This is a genomic window from Natronococcus sp., assembly GCF_047921035.1.
Taxonomy (GTDB): Archaea; Halobacteriota; Halobacteria; order Halobacteriales; family Natrialbaceae; genus Natronococcus.
In genome coordinates, this window is record NZ_JBLRWX010000085.1 from 1 (window position 1) to 16510 (window position 16510).

A 16510-nucleotide genomic window follows, 5' to 3' on the forward strand; every position below is an offset into this window, starting at 1 on the left:
ACTCGTTTGCTTCGCTCTCTCGTTGAGGCCGGGGCCTCCCCGCTACCGCGTGGTGAAACGGCGGTAGGAAGGAGTGCTCCGACGGGGATGTTCGCATTAGTCCTCCGATTTCAGGGAATCAAACCCAGTCACGTACTGCGGTTTTCGACTCCGCAGCTCACAGTGTACACACGACAACAGCTAAGTAGACACACTCACATTGTACACATAATGGGTAGTGAGAAAAAACGAGTCCAGTTTCGTGCGCCCCACCGGCTTATCGACCGGACTGACGCGCTCGCAGATGTTCTCGGCGAGGACCGAACGGACATTCTCGTCACTGCACTTCGTGAGTACCTTCAGGACGCCACACACGACGACGCACTCGTTCAAGAGATTGCAGCCGCGTACTACGACGGGGAAATTACCTTCGACCAGCTCAAATCTCTCGTCGGCGCTGAAAAGGCGGCCAACTTCCGGGTGCTCAAACAGCAACTCGACGAAGACTTCGTCGAGGAAGCCGCCGAGTTGTAGATGTCTACAGCAGTTGCAGACTCCTCAGCACTCGTCAGTCTCGGTGTCGTCGCTGGGTCTTCCCTCGACCCCCTCTCGGTGTTCCTCACCACTTACGACGTAATCGTTCCACCGGAAGTTCTTGAAGAACTCCGGGATATCGCTTCGTATAACGACAATCACGGTCAGGCCGCAACAGTCGTTCTTGACCGACGCGATGCGCTCACCACAGAGACCGTTGACCTCGATTCGACGTTCCCACTCGACGACGGCGAAAATGCCGCTGTTACGCTCGCTAATGAGTCCGATGCATCGTTGTTCCTCTGCGATGAGTTCAACCAACTCGGACTTATCCACGCTTCCCTCGCAAATACGCGCCTCGTCACGACTCCAACGCTCCTCTCGATCTTCGTTCGGACCGATCAACTATCTTCAGGTGACGCGCTGACGCTTCTCGACGATATCAGCGCGGCCCGTAGTTGGACCGAAAATAGCTACGTGCAACGCGCTCGCTCTCTTTTCGAACAACTCTGAATCCGCATCAATCTACTTCGAATCCCGTGATCGAGTTCGCGGCTCACGATGTGACTCGCACGCGCTTCGCGGTGCTCGTCGAGTGGGTCGCCGTAGAAGTGCTCCGACAGGGATTCGAACCCTGGTCATTGCCGTGAGAGGGCAATATGATTGGCCGGACTACACCATCGGAGCGCGGTCGGCTTCTGCCTGCACTCTTTCGTAACGCCGTGTAATGTTTAAGCGTTCCGTTTCGATTCGGCTCTGGCGCGTCGTAACACGGGCCTCGGTGCCGAATACGCCCCTACTCGTCGAACGGCGACTTCGCCGCCTCGGGCTCGAACCCTTCGAGACTGATGATGTTCTCGCGGCCGACCCGAAGCTTGCTGATGTCGCCCTCGCGTTCCATCTCCGAGAGGAGCATGCTGACCTTGGACTTCGACCAGCCGGTTTCCTCGACGATGTTGACCTGCTTCATCCGACCGCCGTTCTCCCGGATGAGCTTGATCACCCGGTCCTCGTCGGTCAGGAGTTCCTCTTCGGTGAGCGTCCCCGATTCGTCCCGCTTCTCCGCCTCCGCGCCCATCGCCGCCGACTCCGCTCGAGGACCGGCCGGTTCGGCGACCTCGGACGGGGAATCGTCCGCGACTGACCCGTCCCGGCGGGTCCGATACCACGCGGCGGCGACGACGGCGCCGAACACGACCGCGACGGTTCCGAGCATCACCGGCCACGAGAGCAACGTTCCCTGACCCGAGCCGCCGGTCGTTCCCGCGGTACTGTCACTGCCGACGTCGTCGGCGTCCTGGAGCACGGTGCGGGGATGGCCCTCGAGGAACTCCCGTTCGCCGCTCCAGGTCATCGAACTGGCGTTCTCCATCGTACTGGCGGTGTACTCGCCCTCGGGTTCGGCGTCGGTGAACACGAGGTCGTCGCCGGGCAGGATGACGAGCGACTGGTCGGAGCCGAGGTACATGTTCTGGAACACGTCCCCGACGACGATGCGGTCGTCCTCGACGTCGGCGAACCCCTCCCAGACGAACGTCATCTCGATGACTCCCATCGCGCCGGGACGGTACTCGGTCGTCGCCGAGCGGTTGAAGGCGGTCGCCTCCATCTCGCGGTCGGTCGTCTCCTCGCCGGTGTCGGTCAGCGCCTCGGCCTGGTCGGTGAACCGATCGTAGAGCCCGGTTTCGTCCTCCTCGAACTCCTCGGCGAACGCGCCGAAGTTCATCTCCTCCTCGTCGTCCTCGAGGCGCTGCTCGTGGCGGAACGTCCAGGTCGCGCTTCCGTTCTCGTGGACGGTGATCTCGAACGTCGTACTGTCGAAGTCCTGGGAGTCGAAGTCGTCGACTGCCTGTTGGTTCGCCATCGCGGTCTCGCGGTCCGCGAGCGACTGCTGGGTGCCGTCGACGGCGCCGGCCATCGCTATCGGGAGGCTGAAGCCAGCGAGCACGACAACAATGACGAGGATACCGACCCCGACGGGGACCGACCGAGTCATTCGTCCTCTACTACGTGCCGGAGCTAAAAATGCTTGTGAATATCGCGTTCGGTCGCTGATCGCCGTTCAGGGGGACGAAATTCCGAGGCCGACACGCACAAACCCCCCGCTACTGTATCGCTTCCCATGGTCACGAACCTCGCACAGGGCGTGCAGGCCTTTACCAGCAACGTCTACCTCGTCACCGGCGACCGGACGGTACTGATCGACCCCGGTGCGAACTTCGACGTCGTCGACCGCCTCGAGTCCCAAGTCGACGACCTCGATGCGGTCGTGCTCACCCACACCCACCCCGACCACGTCGGGAACCTCGAGGCGGTCAAATCGGCGTTCGACGTCGAGGCGTGGGGGTACGACCCGTCGATCGAGGGCGTCGACCACGGGATCGCCGACGGGGAGACCGTGCGACTGGGCGACCACGACTACGTCGCCGTCCACACGCCCGGCCACAAGGACGACCACCTCTGTTTCTACTCGGTGGATGCGGGGATCCTCTTCGCGGGCGATCTCGTCTTCCAGAACGGCAGCTTCGGCCGCACCGACCTCGAGGAGGGCGACCGGGAGACGCTGATCGAGAGCATCGATCGCCTGCTCGAGCGACTCCCGCCGGAACTCGAGGAGATGCACACTGGCCACGGGCCGAGCGTGACGACGAACCCCTACGACCACGTCGAACTCTCCTCGCGGATGGCCCGGCAGGCCTAGACGCGACCGGCGGCCTCGAGCAGGGCGTCGTAGGCGTCGGCGTAGGCCGCGGCGACCCGTTCCGGCTCCTCGCGTTCCTCGCCCGTAAGCGGCGGCAGCCGAACCCGCTCGAGGGGGTCGAGGTAGTCGAGGACCGTCGGCACCCGCTTCTCGAGGCTCCCGTCGCTCGGACTCGAGCTGGCGACCTCGCAGGCCCGGCAGTACCGATCGCCCGGGTAGATCCGGACCCGTCCCGGCTCGACGACCGCGACCGCGGCGATCGCCGCGGGATCGAGACTGGTTAGGGGTCGAGCGATATCGCTGTAGGATTCGACGACGGCGACGTCGGTCGCCTCGAGGTCCGTCGCCAGCGATTCGAAGGCGGGCACGTACCGCTCGGCCGTGACTTCGTTGAGTTCCTCGATCGATTCGACGGGGATCGCCTCCTCGAGGGGCAGCGCCGAGGCGACGGGGTCGGGAACGTCGACGGTGGCGTTGCGCACGTACGTCGGCTCGCCGGCCTCGCCCGGAGCGCCGATTCGGTCGACGACGAACTCCCGGTCGGTTTGCCCGAGCAGTCCGGTACCGGGGCCGGGACTGGGCCGCCACAGTCGGTGAACGGGGTTGAGCCGTTCCGGCTCGCGTCCTCGCGTCTCCGCGGTCGCGAGCCGCGCGGCGTCCTTGCCGTACAGCTGCCCCTCCGCGAGCGCGCGCCGGCAGTCGTCGTGGTCGAACCAGTAGTCGTTGCCGGCCCGGGGCTTGGCGCCGATCGCACCGGTTCGCTCGAGCAGCCCGGTCGAGAACGTCGTCTTGCCGGCGTCGACGCGGTCGCTGCCGACCACGAGGAGGATCATTCGTCCTTCAGGCCGTAGAATCCGGGCTCGTCCTCGTCCCGCGGTTCGGCGACGACGAGGTCGTCGGCGTTTACCATCACCCACGGGATCGCCCAGTCGAGCAGGATATCCTCGGTCTCGCGGTCGATATCCGCGTCGGGCTCGAGCCCCTGGAGCAGGCGCGCGATCTCGTAGACGGTGTACATCTGATCGTCCTCGAGCAGCTCCGCGGGCGTGTAGAAGTCACAGGGCGGGAGCTCGTCGAACTCGTCTTTCGAAACTGGCATGGACGTTGCTATCGGCGCGGCGCCACAAGACCGCACCGGTCTCGACGTCGGCAACGGCTCGAGCGTGCTCGCTTCCGTCGACGGTCGTCTCGCGGCCCGCGGCGCTATCGCTGTCGCTGAGCGGACGAGTGCGATAAAAATACGTGGGTTGCCAGGTCGTCGCTTACTCGAAGTGGTCGAGGCACTTCTCGTACTCTTCTGCGGCCTTGTCCCAGTTGACGACGTCGAAGAAGCCGTCGATGAACTCGCCGCGGTCCGGGCCGTAGTCGTAGTAGTACGAGTGCTCCCAGACGTCACAGGCGAGGATGGGGTGGGCACCCCACAGCGCGTGGAGGTCGTGGCGGTCGACCTTGAGGTTACGAAGCTGCTTCGCGACCGGGTCGTAGACGAGCAGTGCCCAGCCACCAGCGCCGCTCGCGGCGGCCTCGAACTCGCCCTTCCAGGCCTCGTAGGAGCCGAAGTCCTCCTCGATACGGTCGGCGAGGTCGCCCTCGGGTTCGCCGCCGCCGTCGGGGGACATGTTCTCCCAGAACAGCGTGTGGAGGTAGTGTCCACTGCCGTTGTGGGTGACGTTCTCCATCGCGGCCCCGGACGAGCCGAAGTCGCCGCTCTCGCGGTTCTCCTCGAGAGTCTGCTCGGCGCTGTTCAGGCCGTCGACGTACCCCTGGTGGTGCGTGTCGTGATGCCAGGTGACGACCTGTTCGGAGATTGCCGGTTCGAGCGCGTCGTAGTCGTACGGAAGTTCTGGAAGTTCGTGATCAGTCATAAGGACACCTCTATGATCCGTATCGATAGCTCGCCTGTTAAGCTTTGAGGATGGGAATGCTATCATTCCACAGGCGGCGCTCGGTGGCGAACGCTACGGCCCTGATTCCGAGCGCTACTGACCGCAAAGAAGGGCGTCCGGCTACAGTTCCTTGTGTTTGGCATGCTCGAGCCACTCCTCGAGGGAGGGCTGGTTCCAGTAGCGAACGGTGTCGCTGCGCTGGTCGTGTTCGAGCAGACTGGTGTCGTCGAGCTTGGGGAGATGGGAGTGTCGGAGCTCCGTCCGGACTGTTTTGCGGTGTTCCTCAAGCTCCCGACCGCCCTCCCCGACCTCGGTCTCGAGTCGAACGACCGCGTCGACGAGTTCGTCGACGGCGGCGACCCCGTCGGCCCGCTCGGAGAGACAGTACAGGACGTACCGCCGCCGCCGGTTCGAGAGGAGATCGAAGATCAGATCCAGGGAGGGAGCCTCCGCGCTCGCGATCGACCTCGAGTCCTGTTCTCGTTTACGCATTCGCGAACCACCTACCGTGAGTTACCATTCGAAACCACCGTGCTCGTCTACTACAGCCGATACATTAGATGTTCCGTCTATGTAAGCTACCGACTCATCTAATTTAATGTAGATTGCTAAGCAGAAAAATACGGTCGAAAGCGTCGGTAACGGCTCGGCGTCGCCGGGTCGCTACTCGTAGAGCCAGCCGGCGTCGTGCTGATCGTAGTCGATCAGTTCGTCGTCGTCGAAGTGCAGCGAGATCTCTCGCTCGTTGGCGCCCTCGTCCTCGTGGTCGGCCGCATGGACGACGTTCCGACCGAGGTCGAGCGCGTAGTCGCCCCGGATCGTTCCGGGCTCGGCCTCGAGCGGGTCGGTCTCGCCGATCATCTGGCGGACCTGACGGGTCGCGTCCTGGCCCTCCCAGACCATCGGGACGACCGGGCCGGAGGTGATAAAGTCGACGAGGTCGTCGTAAAACGGCTTGTCCTCGTGTTCGCCGTAGTGTTCCTCGGCCCGCTCGCGGGGCATGTTCTCGATCTTGATACCGACGAGTTTGAGCCCGCGGTCCTCGAGTCGGGAGACGACCTCGCCGACCAGCCCGCGCGCGAACGCGTCGGGCTTGATCATCACGAAGGTGCGCTCGGCCTCACTCATCAGGCCTCACTCTCCTCGAGATCCTCGGTCTCGTCGACCGCCTCGTCGCCCGCGGGGGCGTCCTCGTCGTCCTCGTCGACGTCGGTCTCGGCCTCGACGGTTTCGTCCTGGTCGGCCTCCTCGTCGGCGGGCGTGTCAGCCTCGGCGGGACCCTTGCCGGCGCGGCCGGCCTCGGTCCACTCGAGGTCGCGGGGCTCACGGCCGAGCTTGTAGTTTTTCTCCGCCTTCGCGCTGGCGAAGTGGAGCACGGTACCGTCGTTCTGGACGTACATGATGCCCGTTCCGGGCTCGATCTCCTCGCCCGTGTAGTCGCAGGTTCGTTTCTCGACCATTATTGTCCTCCAATGGAGTCCGCCTCGCGGGCGGTCTCGCGAAGCTGGAGTACGTCTCCTTCGCGGACCGGCCCGAGGCAGTTTCGGGTGATGATTCGTCCCTGGTTTTCGCCCTCCTGGATGCGGCACTTGACCTGCATGGCTTCGCCGTGCATGCCGGTCTTGCCGACGACCTCGATGACCTCGGCGGGCGTGGATCCGCTTTCGTTCTCTTCAGCGCTCATCTCAGGTCACCTCAGTCGAGGTCCTCGACCTTGTTGGCGATCTCTTCGACGTCGTCTTCCGCCTCGCCGGCGTCGACGATCGCTGCGGCGGCGCTCCCGACCTCGAGGCCGGCAGCGTGGCCGACGTCGTCCTGGGTCTCGACGAAGACGACGGAGATACCCTTCTCGTCGGCGAGTTCGGGCAGGTGCATGACGATCTCCTCGGGGGAGACGTCCTCGGCGACGTAGACGAGGTCGGCGTTGCCGCGCTCGATCGCTTTGGTGGTCTCGTTGGTTCCTTTCTTTACACGTCCGGTGTCTCGTGCGACCTCGAGCGCCTCGAGGGCGTCCTCGGCGAGGTCGGCTGGGATGTCCGTGGTTACGTAGACTGACATTGGTTGTTCACCTCTCCTACGCGCGGGCTCGCGCTCCCCTGCCGTCCGGGCTGGGTCCCGGGCCGACGTCCGGTCGGCGGAAGTCCTGTGAGGCTAGGAGCATCATCAACCCCGCGTAGGGTGTACTACGCAGTAGCGGTGCCCCCCTTAAAAGCGTGTCCAAACGGCCGGGCGAGTGGGATCGGTCCGCACGGGCGGTAGCGGCGGTTTCGGATCGAAACTCGAGACGCGTCGATCGGCCGTGGCCAACTGCGCCGATCGACCACACGGAACGCGACCGCTAGACCGTGACCTCTTACATCCGAGACGACGACTCGAGGGTATGGCTGCGGACGACGACCTTGTCGACCTCGCCCGATCGCTCCGGGTAGAGGCGGTGCGGACGAACGAGCGACGGCTGTTGGTACTGGCCGGCGACCGAGAGCACGGGTACGAGCGCCTCGAGGCGATCCTCGACCGGCTTTCGGTAGCGATCACCCGGACCACGCTCGTCGGACCCGAGGATCGCCTGCGTTGTGAACAGCTCTCCCAGACCCGCGCCGGCGAACTGCTCGGCACGACGCGGGACGTCGTCGTCCTCGACGCCCACGACCAGCTCCAGCCCAACGCGCTGGGCAAGCTCGTCGGGACGGTCGACGGCGGCGGGCTGCTCGTCCTGTTGACGCCGTCGCTCGACTCCTGGCCCGACCGCCGGGACGCGTTCGACGACTCCCTCGCGGTCCCGCCGTTCTCGCTGTCGGACGTCACCGGCCGGTTCAGACGTCGGCTCGTCGGGACGCTGCGGGCCCATCGTGGAATCGGCATCGTCGACCTCGAGACGGACCGGGTCGTCGACGAGGGACTGACCCGTCCCGCACCGAGGCTGGACGCGGGCACGGAACCGGAGCCGCCCGCGGACCACCGCTTTCCGACCCCGACCTACGAGAGCTGTCTCACCGACGACCAGGCCGAGGCCGTGGCCGCGTTCGAATCGCTGTTCGACGCCCCGGCGGCGGTCGTGCTCGAGGCCGACCGCGGACGGGGGAAATCGAGCGCGGCGGGGCTGGCCGCGGGCGCGTTCGCCGCCGACGGCGAGGACGTGCTCGTGACCGCACCCGACTTCCGGAACGCGCGGGAGGTGTTCGACCGCGCCCGGGAGTGTTGCGAGACCCTCGGACAGGTGGAGACGGCCGACCCGCGCCGGCTCGAGACGACCGCGGGCGGGTGCGTCCGCTACCTCGAGCCGACCGCGGCGCTCGAGGAGTGCGAGTCGGCCGACGTCGCCATCGTCGACGAGGCCGCCGCGCTCCCGGTCGCGACCCTCGAGGCGCTGCTGGCGGCCGACCGGATCGCGTTCGCGACGACGATCCACGGCTACGAGGGGGCTGGGAGAGGGTTCTCCGTTCGGTTTCGGGATCGCCTCGCCGAGAGCGAACACGCCGTCACCGAGCGCACGCTGACGGAGCCGATCCGGTACGCGGCCGGCGATCCGATCGAGGTTTGGGCGTTTCGCGCCCTGCTGCTCGACGCCCGCCCCCCGGTCGAACCGCTCGTCGCGGACGCCGCGACGGAGACCGTCCGCTATCGGTGCCTCGAGCCCGACGAGCTGCTGGCCGACGAGAGACTCTTACGGGAGGCGTTCGGCCTGCTCGTGCTCGCCCACTACCGCACCGAACCCAACGACCTCGCGCGGTTGCTCGACGCGCCGAACCTCGAGGCCCGCGCGCTGGTCCACGACGGACACGTCGTCAGCGTCGCCCTGCTTGCCCGCGAGGGGAACCTTCCGGCCGAGCAGCGGGCGATGATGTACGAGGGCGGCCGCATCAGCGGGAACATGCTCCCCGACGTACTCACGAGCCAGTTACGGGACGAACGGGCGGGCGAGCCCGCCGGGATCCGGGTCGTGCGGATCGCAACCCACCACGCCGCGCGCTCGCGGGGCCTGGGCTCGCGGCTGCTCGCGGAGATCCGCGACGAGTACGAATCCGAGGTCGACTGGCTCGGCACCGGGTTCGGGGCGACCCCCGGCCTGCTCGAGTTCTGGCGGACGAACGGCTACGCGACGGTCCACGTCTCGACGACGCGAAACGACGCCAGCGGGGAGTACTCGGCGCTCATGCTCTCGCCGACCGGCGAGACGGGCGAGCAGTTGCGCGACCGCCACGCCGCGCGGTTCGCCCGGCGGTTCGCCGCCCTCTGTTCTGACGCCCTCGCCGACCTCGAGCCCAACGTCGCGCGGGCGGTCCTGCGGAGTGTCCCCATCGGCGCCGCCCCGTCGCTCGAGCTGACCGCCCACGAGTGGCGGGTCGTCGCGGGTGCCGCCTACGGGCCGGGCCTGTTCGACGTCGATCCCGGCCCGTTCCGCGAGGTCGTCGTTCGGTACCTCGTCGAGGGACCCCCGAGGGTCGAGCTGACGGCCCGCCAGGAGCGATTGCTGGTTCTCCGAGCGCTACAGGCTCGCGACTGGGAGACGGTCGCCGAGCGACTCGACTACCCCTCCGCCGGACAGTGCATGCGCGCCCTCGGCGAGGCGCTCTGCCCCCTGGTCGACCGCTACGGAACCGACGCGGCGCTCGAGGTTCGGGAGCGGTTTGCGGACGACTGACCGGGGGATGCCTAGGAGGCTAGGAGAGAATCCGCCGCAGGATCGCGTTCGGCACGAGATCGAAGGCCCACGCGACGAGGCGCCACCGACGGGTGACGTAGACGTGCGTTCGCTCCTTCCGGATCGCTCGAGCGATCTGTTTCGCCGCGGTCTCGGGCGAGCACATCCAGAACGAGCCGTAGGCCAGTTTGGTGTCGACAAACCCCGGTTCGACGGTCGTCACCGTTACGTCCGTCTCGCGTCCGCCCGCTCGCGTCCGCAGTCCCTCGAGGTAGGTCGTGACGAACGCCTTCGAGGCGTTGTACGCCGGCACTCCGCCGTTGCCGAAGTGGGCCGCGACCGACGAGATGCCGACCAGGTGGCCGTCGATCCCCCGCTGCTCGAAGTACGAAATCGCGGCGGTCGCGATCGCCGCGAACCCGCGGACGTTGACGTCGATCGTCTCCCGCTCGAGGTCCCACTCGAGGTCGGGGTTCAGGTCGGCGGTGCCGGCGCTGATGACGACGAGGTCGACCGATCCCATCGCGTCGGCGAGCGCGTCGAACCGCTCGCGGGCGGTCTCGGCGTCGGCGACGTCCATCGTCGCGACGTACGACCGGGTCGGAAGCTCCTCGCCGATCTCCCGGAGTCGATCCGTCCGCCTGGCCGCCAGCCCGACTTCGTAGCCGTCGGCGGCGAGTTCACGAGCGAGCGCCTCGCCGATTCCCGACGACGCGCCGACGACGATCGCTCCGCGCGCTCGGTCCATGGCGATCGGTTCTCGGCGCCGCCCCTAACGGTTCCGAAGGCGGTACGCCTTTGCCGCCGTCGCGTCTGGTCTTCCCTATGGTCGACGTGGTCGCGCTCCTGGCGCTCGCCCTGCTGGTCGGCGGGGTGGTCGGAACGGTCGTTCCCCTCGTCCCCGGCGGACTGCTCTCGGTGTCGGGGCTCCTGTTGTACTGGTGGAACTCCGGGTTCGCCGAACCCGGGACGGTGTCGCTCGTCGTGTTGACGGCCCTCGGCGTGCTCACCCTGCTCGTCGAGTTCTTCGGCGGCTCGATCGCCGCGCGGGCCGGCGGCGCCTCCTGGACGACGACGGGCGCCGCCGCCGTCGTCGGCATCGCCCTGATGATCGTCACCGGTCCCCTCGGACTGCTCGTCGGCCTCTTCGGAACCGTCTTCCTGCTCGAGTACGCCCGCGGCGGCGACGTCGACGGCAGCACCCGATCGGCGTTCTACGCGACGGTCGGCATCCTCGCCTCGACGGCGACGCAGGTGCTCCTGACGACCGCGATTCTCTTCGGCTTTCTCGTCGCGGTGTTCGTCCTCTGATCGAGGGCCGAACTATTGAGGTGGCTCGTCCCGTGCGTTCGGTATGGAGTGTTCGGAGAACGACTGTACCCGCCCCGCCTGCGTCGAACTGCACATCCCCTGGGACGAGAACAGGATCGTCTGTGCAGCCCACGCCCGCGTTCTCGGCCGCCGGGACGGCGTCGTTGCGGATCCGGATCCGGAGCGTTCGGACGATCTTCTCGAGTACTAACGGTCGTGTCGGGAGCGCTGTGTCTCCGGACAAAGTAATCTTCTCATAACACTAGTAAAAGTTCTATGTAGAAAACAATCAGGGCTGTGTTTATATATTTGGTTTTGGATATTCGATCTTACCGCGGATGTGGTTTATCATTGCTGGATTCGTAGGGAGCGATGCATGAAAGAGACAGATACCGCTACTCGACGGAACGTCCTCAAAATCGCCGGCGCTGCCGGCGCGATGGCGTTCGTCGCCGGATGTACCGACGGCGGGAACGGTAACGGCGAGGACCCGGCCGAGGAAGAAAACGGCGAGGACCCGGCCGAAGAGAACGGCGAGGACCCGGCCGAAGAGAACGGCGAGGACCCGGCCGAAGAGAACGGCGAGGACACCGAAAACGGCGAGGCGATCGAACCCGATACCACGATCGAGTTCGACGCCCAAACGTCGGGCTGGGTCGGTATCGAACCTGAGGAGATCGCCGACGAAGAAAACCCGACGCTCACCCTCCAGGACGGCGAATCGTACGAGATCGGCTGGGAGGAAAGCGACGGCCAGGTGCACAACATCGAACTCGTCGACGAGAACGACGAGGTCGTCGACGACTATCAGACCGAGGAATCCGAGGAAGGCGGCGACGACCAGTTCATCGAGTTCGATGCGAGCGACGATATCGCCGAGTACGTCTGTCGGCCCCACGAGGGGACGATGCGCGGTACGATCGAAATCGAAGCGAACGGGAACGGTGAGGACGAGGCGGACGAGGAAGAGAACGGCGAAGAAGAGGAAGAGAACGGTGAAGACGAGATGGACGAGGAGAACGGTGAGGATACCGAAAACGGCGAGGACGAGGAGAACGGTGAAGATACCGAAAACGGCGACGACGAGAACGGCGAGGACGAAGAGAACTGATCGAATATTCCCCGGTCGGCGGGTCGCGTCCTCGAGCTACCCGTTCGAGGACGCGCCGCCGGAGTCGGACGTCGCCGTGACCGGTCAGGGGTGGGCGTAGTACGCGACCGTTCCGTTCTCGTCGGTTCCGTCGATTCGAGCGAAGCCGACGCGTTCGAACTGCACCATCTCGTCGGGCTCGAGCGCCGCAACGCCCGGTTCGGCTCGGCCGGAGACGTCGCCGTCCATCGTTCGCATCCGAACGGGAACGCTCTCGGCCGCCGGCACCCAGTGGACGACGTCGACGTCGCCCTCGCGGACGACATCGATGTCCTCGCCGGTGTACTGGAGCGTATCGCGGGTGTACTGGAAACAGCCCAGCCCCTTGAGCCAGATCCGCTCCTCGCGCTGCGGAAGATCCTCGGGCTCGAGCAGGACGGCGTCGCCGGCGGGGATCTCGCGGACGCCGCGGTCCTCGTGGTTGGGGTGCAGCGGCGGGTTCGCCTCGGCCGGCGGGCTGCCACCCAGCGGAATCTCGGCGCCGTCGCGGACGAGGAACCGACGGTCGGTCTCCTCGTCGATCAGGTCGCGGTTGTTGGCGTAGATCGAACTCATCGCGAGGTCGACGTCGCTGGTCGACGTGCCGAGGCCGACCATCGCGTCGACGATGGCCTCGCCGCGGATCCCCCGGCGACGGAGACTTTTCAGCGTCGGGGCGCGAGGGTCGTCCCAGCCGTCGAGTGTCCCCTCGTCGATCAGTTCGGCGATCGTCGACGTGCTCATCTTCACGTCGTAGGCGTCGATCTGGACGTGACCCCAGTGGACGACCTCCGGGTACTCCCAGCCGAAGTAGTCGTACAGAAAGCCCTGCCGTTTCGCCGAGTCCTGCAGGTCGATGCCGCGGATGATGTGGGTGACGTCGATAACGTGATCGTCGATCGCCGACTGGAAGTCGAGCATCGGCCAGCAGCGGTACTCCTCGGCTTCCTCGCGCGGGTGAGGCGTGTCGATCATCCGGAAGCCGACCCAGTCGCGCAGCGCGGGGTTCTTGTGCTCGATGTCGGTCTTCACGCGGAGGACCATCTCGCCGCTGTTGTAGACGCCCGCGATCATGTCCTCGAACTCCTCGAGCACTGTTTCGGAGTCCTTCTCGCGGTGCGGGCAAGCCTTCCCGTCGTTCTTCAGTTCGGAGAACTCCTCGCCCGAGCACGAACACGTGTACGCGCCGCCCATGTCGATCAGCTTCCGGGCGTGGTCGTAGTAGATGTCGAGGCGGTCGCTCGCCTTGAACGTCGCGTCGGGCTCGAAGCCCAGATACTCGAGATCCTCGAGGATCGCGTCGTAGGCCTCGAGATCCGGTCGCTTCGTCTCGGGGTCGGTGTCGTCGAAGCGAACGCAGAACCAGCCGTCGTAGCGCTCCTTGTAGGTGCCGATGACGGCGGGCATCCGGGCGTGGCCGACGTGCCACGGGCCGTTGGGGTTCGGTGCACACCGCATCCGGACCTCGTCGTACTCCTCCGCGCGGGGGAGGTCCGGTAGGTCGTGGTCGTCGCCCTCGTCCTCGGCCTCGATCTCGGCGAGTTCCTCGGGCGCGAGTTCCTCGAGTCGCTCGCGCTTTTCGGTGTACTCGAGGTCGTTGACCCGCCCGACGACGCCGCCGACGACGCCGGGAATCCGATCGCCGTGCTCGCGAAACGCCGGATTGTCGCCCATCAGCGGTCCCATGATCGCGCCGACGTCGGCGTCGCTCTCGTGTTTCACCGCGTTCAACAGCGCGTGTTTCTCCGCCTCCCGTTCGATCCGTTCGCGCAAGTCGTCGTCCATTACCGTGGGGTATTCGCCGCCCGCTCAAAACCGCAGCGGTGTCGGCTCGCCCCCCGCTCGCCGGGCGGAGGCGTCGGTTCACCGCTCGCTCGTCAGGCCGGCGCTGGCGGCTGTTTCGCCGTATCGATCCAGAACCGCTCGATCGCCTCCGCCATCGAGGTGAACTCCGGCATGGCGTCGGGCTTCGTGAGGTAGGCGTTCGCGTCGGCAGCGTAGCTCGCGGCGATGTCCTCCTCGGCGTTCGAACTCGAGAGCACGAGCACCGGCGGCGGCGGGTAATCGAGTTCCTCCTCGAGCACTTCGAGAACGGCGAGCCCGTCCTTCCGCGGGAGGTTCAGATCGAGCAACACCAGGTCGGGGCAGGGCTCCGAGTCCTCGGGCTGGCGGAAGTACGCTGCCGCCTCCTCGCCGTCGCGGAGGACCTGGAACGCGATCTCGCTCTCGGTCGCGCGGAACGCTTCCTGTGCGAGGCGGACGTCGCCCGGATTGTCCTCGATCAGGAGCACGTCGACCGGCTCGTCGGGAGTGTGGTCGTTCATGTGTGCTCCATCCGCCGCTCACGTGCGTAAGGCCCGTCCCTACACACTTGGTGATCGTCGCCGTCCCGTCGTTTTATCGGGCGCACCGGACGCGACTCGGACGCGCTGCGCTCTCCACTGAGTACACGCTACGGGCGTTCGGACGGGAGCGATCGGAGCGAGTCGCCCGCCGGTCCGTGTACCGAACTCCGCCGAATCGGATGGCTGGCGTCATAATTTATATATCACCACCCTGTGGGTTTACTATGGGTGGACCGAAGCATGTGGGAGAAATACTTTTGGCAGAGGACAATCCGGGGGACGTTCGCCTCACGAGAGAGATGTTCGAGAACGCGGACCTTCGGGGGAACTACCACGTCGTCGCCGACGGCGTCGAGGCGATCGAGTTCCTCGAGCGACGCGGCGAGTACGAGAGCGCTCCCCGCCCCGACCTCGTCCTGCTCGACTGGCACTTTCCGAAGAAAAGCGGGAAGGAAGTACTTCGGACGATCAGGTCCGACGCGGAACTCCGCGAGATCCCGGTCGTCGTGCTGACGGGCACGCAACCGGAGCTCGAGAAGCTGCAGTCGGAATCGCCACAGGCGGACGCGTACGTCCTGAAACCCCTCGAGCCGGAGGAGTGTCGCAGCCTCGTCGAGGAGTTCTGTTTCGACTGACATCGCCTTCCGACGGTCGGGTTCCCGGCCGTTCCCGACGGTACTCGCCCTCGAGAACGAAAAACCGCCGACGGCCCGATCAGTAGCCGCGTTCGATCAGGTAGTCCGCGATGTCACAGAGGAGGTCGCGGGCCTCGTTGTCCGGCAGCACCTCGAGCCGGTCTTTCCCCTGATCGACGAGTTCCCGGGCCCGTTCGTTCGCGTACGTGATCGAGCCGACGCGCTCGAGTTCGGCGACGGCGTCGTCGATCTCGCTCTCGGTGACGGTCTCGACGTCCTCGGTGTCGATGAGGTCCTCGATCTCGAGGCCCTGATCGCGGGCGTGGACCGTGATCAGCGTCTGTTTGTTCTCGACGAGGTCGCTGCCGCGTTGCTTGCCGAGCTCCTCGCTCGGAACCGTGAGATCGAGCACGTCGTCGTGGATCTGGAAGGCCCGACCGATGTCGAGGCCGTAGCCGTACAGCGCGTCGATCGTCTCCTCGTCGGCACCCTGTAGAATCGCCGGCAGGGACGCCGAGGCGGCGTAGAGGACGGCCGTCTTCTGCTCGACCATCTCGAGGTACTCCTCGGGCGTGACGTCGTCACGTTGCTCGAAGTCGACGTCCAGCGCCTGTCCCTCGCAGATCTTCGTACACGTCGTCGCGAGGATCTCGAGGGCGTCGACTGCCCGGTCCGGGTCGGCGCCGGTCTCGAGCATGATCTCGAACGCCTTCGAATAGAGCGTATCTCCTGCCAGGATGGCCGTCTCGAGGTCGTACTCCCGGTGGACCGCGGGGACGCCCCGGCGGAGGTCGTCGTCGTCCATGATGTCGTCGTGGATCAGGGTAAACGACTGGATGACCTCGACGCTGACGGCGGCGGCCATCGCGTCGATCGTCGCCGGCGCTCGCGGCTCGCCGCTCGCGTCGCCTGCGCTCCCGTCGAGGGTCGGGAACTCCCGGTACCCCTGCGAGAGCGGTTCGACGTCGGCGAGCGCCTCCGCGGTCGTCAGGAGGATCGTCGGACGGAGCCGCTTGCCGCCCGCGTCCAGCAGGTACCGCGAGGCCTTGTAGAGGCGTTCGGGTCGCTGGATCGGAAGTGCCTCCGGGATCGCCTCGTTGACAAGCTCCCGGCGCTGTCGGACGGCCTCGAGCACCGCTTCCTCGCGTGCCTCGGGACTGTTCATATCAGTCGACAAGCTGGATGAGGTTGCCGTTGCGGGTCACGTGCAGATCCCGGCCCAGTTTGTACCCCTCGCTCTCGGCGAGGTCGACGTAGCCCGAGAACCCTTTCAGATCCTGGTGGGCGGGGATGATGTGCTGGGGCTGCAGGGCGTCGAGCATCTCGTAGTGGCCCTCCTGGTTGAGGT

Annotated in this window: 21 protein-coding genes, 1 tRNA gene and 1 pseudogene; 8 read left to right on the plus strand and 15 right to left on the minus strand. The window is 66.0% G+C overall.

The features are described from left to right. Positions 1–210 precede the first annotated feature (210 nt). Positions 211–513, plus strand: a complete 303-nt coding sequence (locus ACNA7R_RS15315) for a hypothetical protein (RefSeq protein ID WP_416284416.1) — start codon at positions 211–213, stop codon at positions 511–513. Further along, positions 514–1026 carry a hypothetical protein gene (locus tag ACNA7R_RS15320; protein WP_416284417.1) on the plus strand — a complete coding sequence of 171 codons (513 nt, stop codon included), beginning with the start codon at positions 514–516 and terminating at the stop codon, positions 1024–1026. It begins immediately after the preceding gene. A gap of 99 nt (positions 1027–1125) precedes the next feature. Here the strand turns inward: ACNA7R_RS15320 and ACNA7R_RS15325 are convergent. Next, a tRNA-Glu gene (locus ACNA7R_RS15325) sits at positions 1126–1200 on the minus strand. A 109-nt stretch (positions 1201–1309) separates the two neighbouring features. Continuing rightward, a complete protein-coding gene (locus tag ACNA7R_RS15330; RefSeq protein WP_416284418.1) occupies positions 1310–2509 on the minus strand; it encodes a helix-turn-helix transcriptional regulator in 1200 nt (399 codons plus the stop codon). A 126-nt stretch (positions 2510–2635) separates the two neighbouring features. Here ACNA7R_RS15330 and ACNA7R_RS15335 point away from each other — a divergent pair, with 126 nt between their 5' ends. Beyond that, positions 2636–3214, plus strand: coding sequence for an MBL fold metallo-hydrolase (locus tag ACNA7R_RS15335; RefSeq protein WP_416284419.1), 579 nt, complete (start codon positions 2636–2638; stop codon positions 3212–3214). Here ACNA7R_RS15335 and ACNA7R_RS15340 read toward each other — a convergent pair. From ACNA7R_RS15340 to rpl7ae, 8 genes are all read right to left on the minus strand, one after another. Further along, the gene (locus tag ACNA7R_RS15340; RefSeq protein ID WP_416284420.1) at positions 3211–4047 is read right to left on the minus strand and encodes an ATPase; all 837 of its coding nucleotides are present in this window, start codon (positions 4045–4047) and stop codon (positions 3211–3213) included. The two genes, ACNA7R_RS15335 and ACNA7R_RS15340, sit on opposite strands and share 4 nt — an antisense overlap. Continuing rightward, the gene (locus tag ACNA7R_RS15345) at positions 4044–4313 is read right to left on the minus strand and encodes a DUF5827 family protein (RefSeq protein WP_416284421.1); all 270 of its coding nucleotides are present in this window, start codon (positions 4311–4313) and stop codon (positions 4044–4046) included. The genes ACNA7R_RS15340 and ACNA7R_RS15345 overlap by 4 nt, the downstream gene beginning before the upstream one ends. 163 nt (positions 4314–4476) lie before the next feature. Continuing rightward, positions 4477–5079: a superoxide dismutase gene (sod, locus tag ACNA7R_RS15350; protein ID WP_416284422.1), complete on the minus strand. Its 603-nt coding sequence runs from the start codon at positions 5077–5079 to the stop codon at positions 4477–4479. Positions 5080–5220: 141 nt separating this feature from the next. Further along, positions 5221–5592, minus strand: a complete 372-nt coding sequence (locus ACNA7R_RS15355; RefSeq protein WP_416284423.1) for a hypothetical protein — start codon at positions 5590–5592, stop codon at positions 5221–5223. Positions 5593–5763: 171 nt separating this feature from the next. Further along, the gene (ndk, locus tag ACNA7R_RS15360; RefSeq protein ID WP_416284424.1) at positions 5764–6228 is read right to left on the minus strand and encodes a nucleoside-diphosphate kinase; all 465 of its coding nucleotides are present in this window, start codon (positions 6226–6228) and stop codon (positions 5764–5766) included. Then, on the minus strand, positions 6228–6560 hold the full coding sequence (locus ACNA7R_RS15365; protein WP_416284425.1) for a 50S ribosomal protein L24e: 333 nt from the start codon (positions 6558–6560) through the stop codon (positions 6228–6230). The genes ndk and ACNA7R_RS15365 overlap by 1 nt, the downstream gene beginning before the upstream one ends. Further along, a complete protein-coding gene (locus ACNA7R_RS15370; RefSeq protein WP_005557920.1) occupies positions 6560–6784 on the minus strand; it encodes a 30S ribosomal protein S28e in 225 nt (74 codons plus the stop codon). The genes ACNA7R_RS15365 and ACNA7R_RS15370 overlap by 1 nt, the downstream gene beginning before the upstream one ends. 11 nt (positions 6785–6795) lie before the next feature. Then, positions 6796–7158: a 50S ribosomal protein L7Ae gene (gene rpl7ae, locus ACNA7R_RS15375; RefSeq protein WP_416284426.1), complete on the minus strand. Its 363-nt coding sequence runs from the start codon at positions 7156–7158 to the stop codon at positions 6796–6798. 322 nt (positions 7159–7480) lie between these two features. Here rpl7ae and tmcA point away from each other — a divergent pair, with 322 nt between their 5' ends. Continuing rightward, on the plus strand, positions 7481–9742 hold the full coding sequence (tmcA, locus tag ACNA7R_RS15380) for a tRNA(Met) cytidine acetyltransferase TmcA (RefSeq protein WP_416284427.1): 2262 nt from the start codon (positions 7481–7483) through the stop codon (positions 9740–9742). 19 nt (positions 9743–9761) lie between these two features. Here the strand turns inward: tmcA and ACNA7R_RS15385 are convergent, their stop codons facing one another. Further along, complete coding sequence (locus ACNA7R_RS15385; RefSeq protein ID WP_416284428.1) at positions 9762–10490, minus strand: SDR family NAD(P)-dependent oxidoreductase; 729 nt, start codon at positions 10488–10490, stop codon at positions 9762–9764. Between the two features lie 77 nt (positions 10491–10567). Here ACNA7R_RS15385 and ACNA7R_RS15390 point away from each other — a divergent pair, with 77 nt between their 5' ends. The 3 genes from ACNA7R_RS15390 to ACNA7R_RS15400 all read left to right on the plus strand — a co-directional run bounded on the left by ACNA7R_RS15390 (position 10568) and on the right by ACNA7R_RS15400 (position 12164). Further along, on the plus strand, positions 10568–11053 hold the full coding sequence (locus tag ACNA7R_RS15390; RefSeq protein ID WP_416284429.1) for a DUF456 domain-containing protein: 486 nt from the start codon (positions 10568–10570) through the stop codon (positions 11051–11053). A 43-nt stretch (positions 11054–11096) separates the two neighbouring features. Continuing rightward, entirely contained in the window at positions 11097–11264 is a 168-nt protein-coding gene (locus ACNA7R_RS15395; protein WP_416284430.1) for a hypothetical protein, read from the plus strand. A gap of 165 nt (positions 11265–11429) precedes the next feature. Continuing rightward, on the plus strand, positions 11430–12164 hold the full coding sequence (locus ACNA7R_RS15400) for a plastocyanin/azurin family copper-binding protein (protein ID WP_416284431.1): 735 nt from the start codon (positions 11430–11432) through the stop codon (positions 12162–12164). 84 nt (positions 12165–12248) lie between these two features. Here ACNA7R_RS15400 and ACNA7R_RS15405 read toward each other — a convergent pair whose 3' ends face one another. Both ACNA7R_RS15405 and ACNA7R_RS15410 read right to left on the minus strand, forming a co-directional pair. After that, complete coding sequence (locus ACNA7R_RS15405) at positions 12249–13967, minus strand: glutamate--tRNA ligase (RefSeq protein ID WP_416284432.1); 1719 nt, start codon at positions 13965–13967, stop codon at positions 12249–12251. 92 nt (positions 13968–14059) lie between these two features. Next, complete coding sequence (locus ACNA7R_RS15410) at positions 14060–14506, minus strand: response regulator (protein ID WP_416284433.1); 447 nt, start codon at positions 14504–14506, stop codon at positions 14060–14062. Between the two features lie 278 nt (positions 14507–14784). Here ACNA7R_RS15410 and ACNA7R_RS15415 point away from each other — a divergent pair, with 278 nt between their 5' ends. Beyond that, the gene (locus ACNA7R_RS15415) at positions 14785–15162 is read left to right on the plus strand and encodes a response regulator (protein ID WP_416284434.1); all 378 of its coding nucleotides are present in this window, start codon (positions 14785–14787) and stop codon (positions 15160–15162) included. Positions 15163–15241: 79 nt separating this feature from the next. Here ACNA7R_RS15415 and idsA3 read toward each other — a convergent pair whose 3' ends face one another. Both idsA3 and ACNA7R_RS15425 read right to left on the minus strand, forming a co-directional pair. Next, positions 15242–16327 (minus strand): geranylfarnesyl diphosphate synthase, encoded by a 1086-nt coding sequence (gene idsA3, locus ACNA7R_RS15420; protein WP_416284435.1) that lies wholly within the window; start codon positions 16325–16327, stop codon positions 15242–15244. Between the two features lies 1 nt (position 16328). Beyond that, a pseudogene (locus ACNA7R_RS15425) lies at positions 16329–16510 on the minus strand (ribonuclease J); the annotation flags it as partial.

Bases quoted from the DNA above. Each gene is read 5' to 3' on its own strand.
- ACNA7R_RS15315 (WP_416284416.1), top strand. From the start codon at position 211: ATGGGTAGTGAGAAAAAACGAGTCCAGTTTCGTGCGCCCCACCGGCTT.
- ACNA7R_RS15320 (WP_416284417.1), top strand. From the start codon at position 514: ATGTCTACAGCAGTTGCAGACTCCTCAGCACTCGTCAGTCTCGGTGTC.
- ACNA7R_RS15330 (WP_416284418.1), bottom strand. From the start codon at position 2,509: ATGACTCGGTCGGTCCCCGTCGGGGTCGGTATCCTCGTCATTGTTGTC.
- ACNA7R_RS15335 (WP_416284419.1), top strand. From the start codon at position 2,636: ATGGTCACGAACCTCGCACAGGGCGTGCAGGCCTTTACCAGCAACGTC.
- ACNA7R_RS15340 (WP_416284420.1), bottom strand. From the start codon at position 4,047: ATGATCCTCCTCGTGGTCGGCAGCGACCGCGTCGACGCCGGCAAGACG.
- ACNA7R_RS15345 (WP_416284421.1), bottom strand. From the start codon at position 4,313: ATGCCAGTTTCGAAAGACGAGTTCGACGAGCTCCCGCCCTGTGACTTC.
- sod (WP_416284422.1), bottom strand. From the start codon at position 5,079: ATGACTGATCACGAACTTCCAGAACTTCCGTACGACTACGACGCGCTC.
- ACNA7R_RS15355 (WP_416284423.1), bottom strand. From the start codon at position 5,592: ATGCGTAAACGAGAACAGGACTCGAGGTCGATCGCGAGCGCGGAGGCT.
- ndk (WP_416284424.1), bottom strand. From the start codon at position 6,228: ATGAGTGAGGCCGAGCGCACCTTCGTGATGATCAAGCCCGACGCGTTC.
- ACNA7R_RS15365 (WP_416284425.1), bottom strand. From the start codon at position 6,560: ATGGTCGAGAAACGAACCTGCGACTACACGGGCGAGGAGATCGAGCCC.
- ACNA7R_RS15370 (WP_005557920.1), bottom strand. From the start codon at position 6,784: ATGAGCGCTGAAGAGAACGAAAGCGGATCCACGCCCGCCGAGGTCATC.
- rpl7ae (WP_416284426.1), bottom strand. From the start codon at position 7,158: ATGTCAGTCTACGTAACCACGGACATCCCAGCCGACCTCGCCGAGGAC.
- tmcA (WP_416284427.1), top strand. From the start codon at position 7,481: ATGGCTGCGGACGACGACCTTGTCGACCTCGCCCGATCGCTCCGGGTA.
- ACNA7R_RS15385 (WP_416284428.1), bottom strand. From the start codon at position 10,490: ATGGACCGAGCGCGCGGAGCGATCGTCGTCGGCGCGTCGTCGGGAATC.
- ACNA7R_RS15390 (WP_416284429.1), top strand. From the start codon at position 10,568: ATGGTCGACGTGGTCGCGCTCCTGGCGCTCGCCCTGCTGGTCGGCGGG.
- ACNA7R_RS15395 (WP_416284430.1), top strand. From the start codon at position 11,097: ATGGAGTGTTCGGAGAACGACTGTACCCGCCCCGCCTGCGTCGAACTG.
- ACNA7R_RS15400 (WP_416284431.1), top strand. From the start codon at position 11,430: ATGAAAGAGACAGATACCGCTACTCGACGGAACGTCCTCAAAATCGCC.
- ACNA7R_RS15405 (WP_416284432.1), bottom strand. From the start codon at position 13,967: ATGGACGACGACTTGCGCGAACGGATCGAACGGGAGGCGGAGAAACAC.
- ACNA7R_RS15410 (WP_416284433.1), bottom strand. From the start codon at position 14,506: ATGAACGACCACACTCCCGACGAGCCGGTCGACGTGCTCCTGATCGAG.
- idsA3 (WP_416284435.1), bottom strand. From the start codon at position 16,327: ATGAACAGTCCCGAGGCACGCGAGGAAGCGGTGCTCGAGGCCGTCCGA.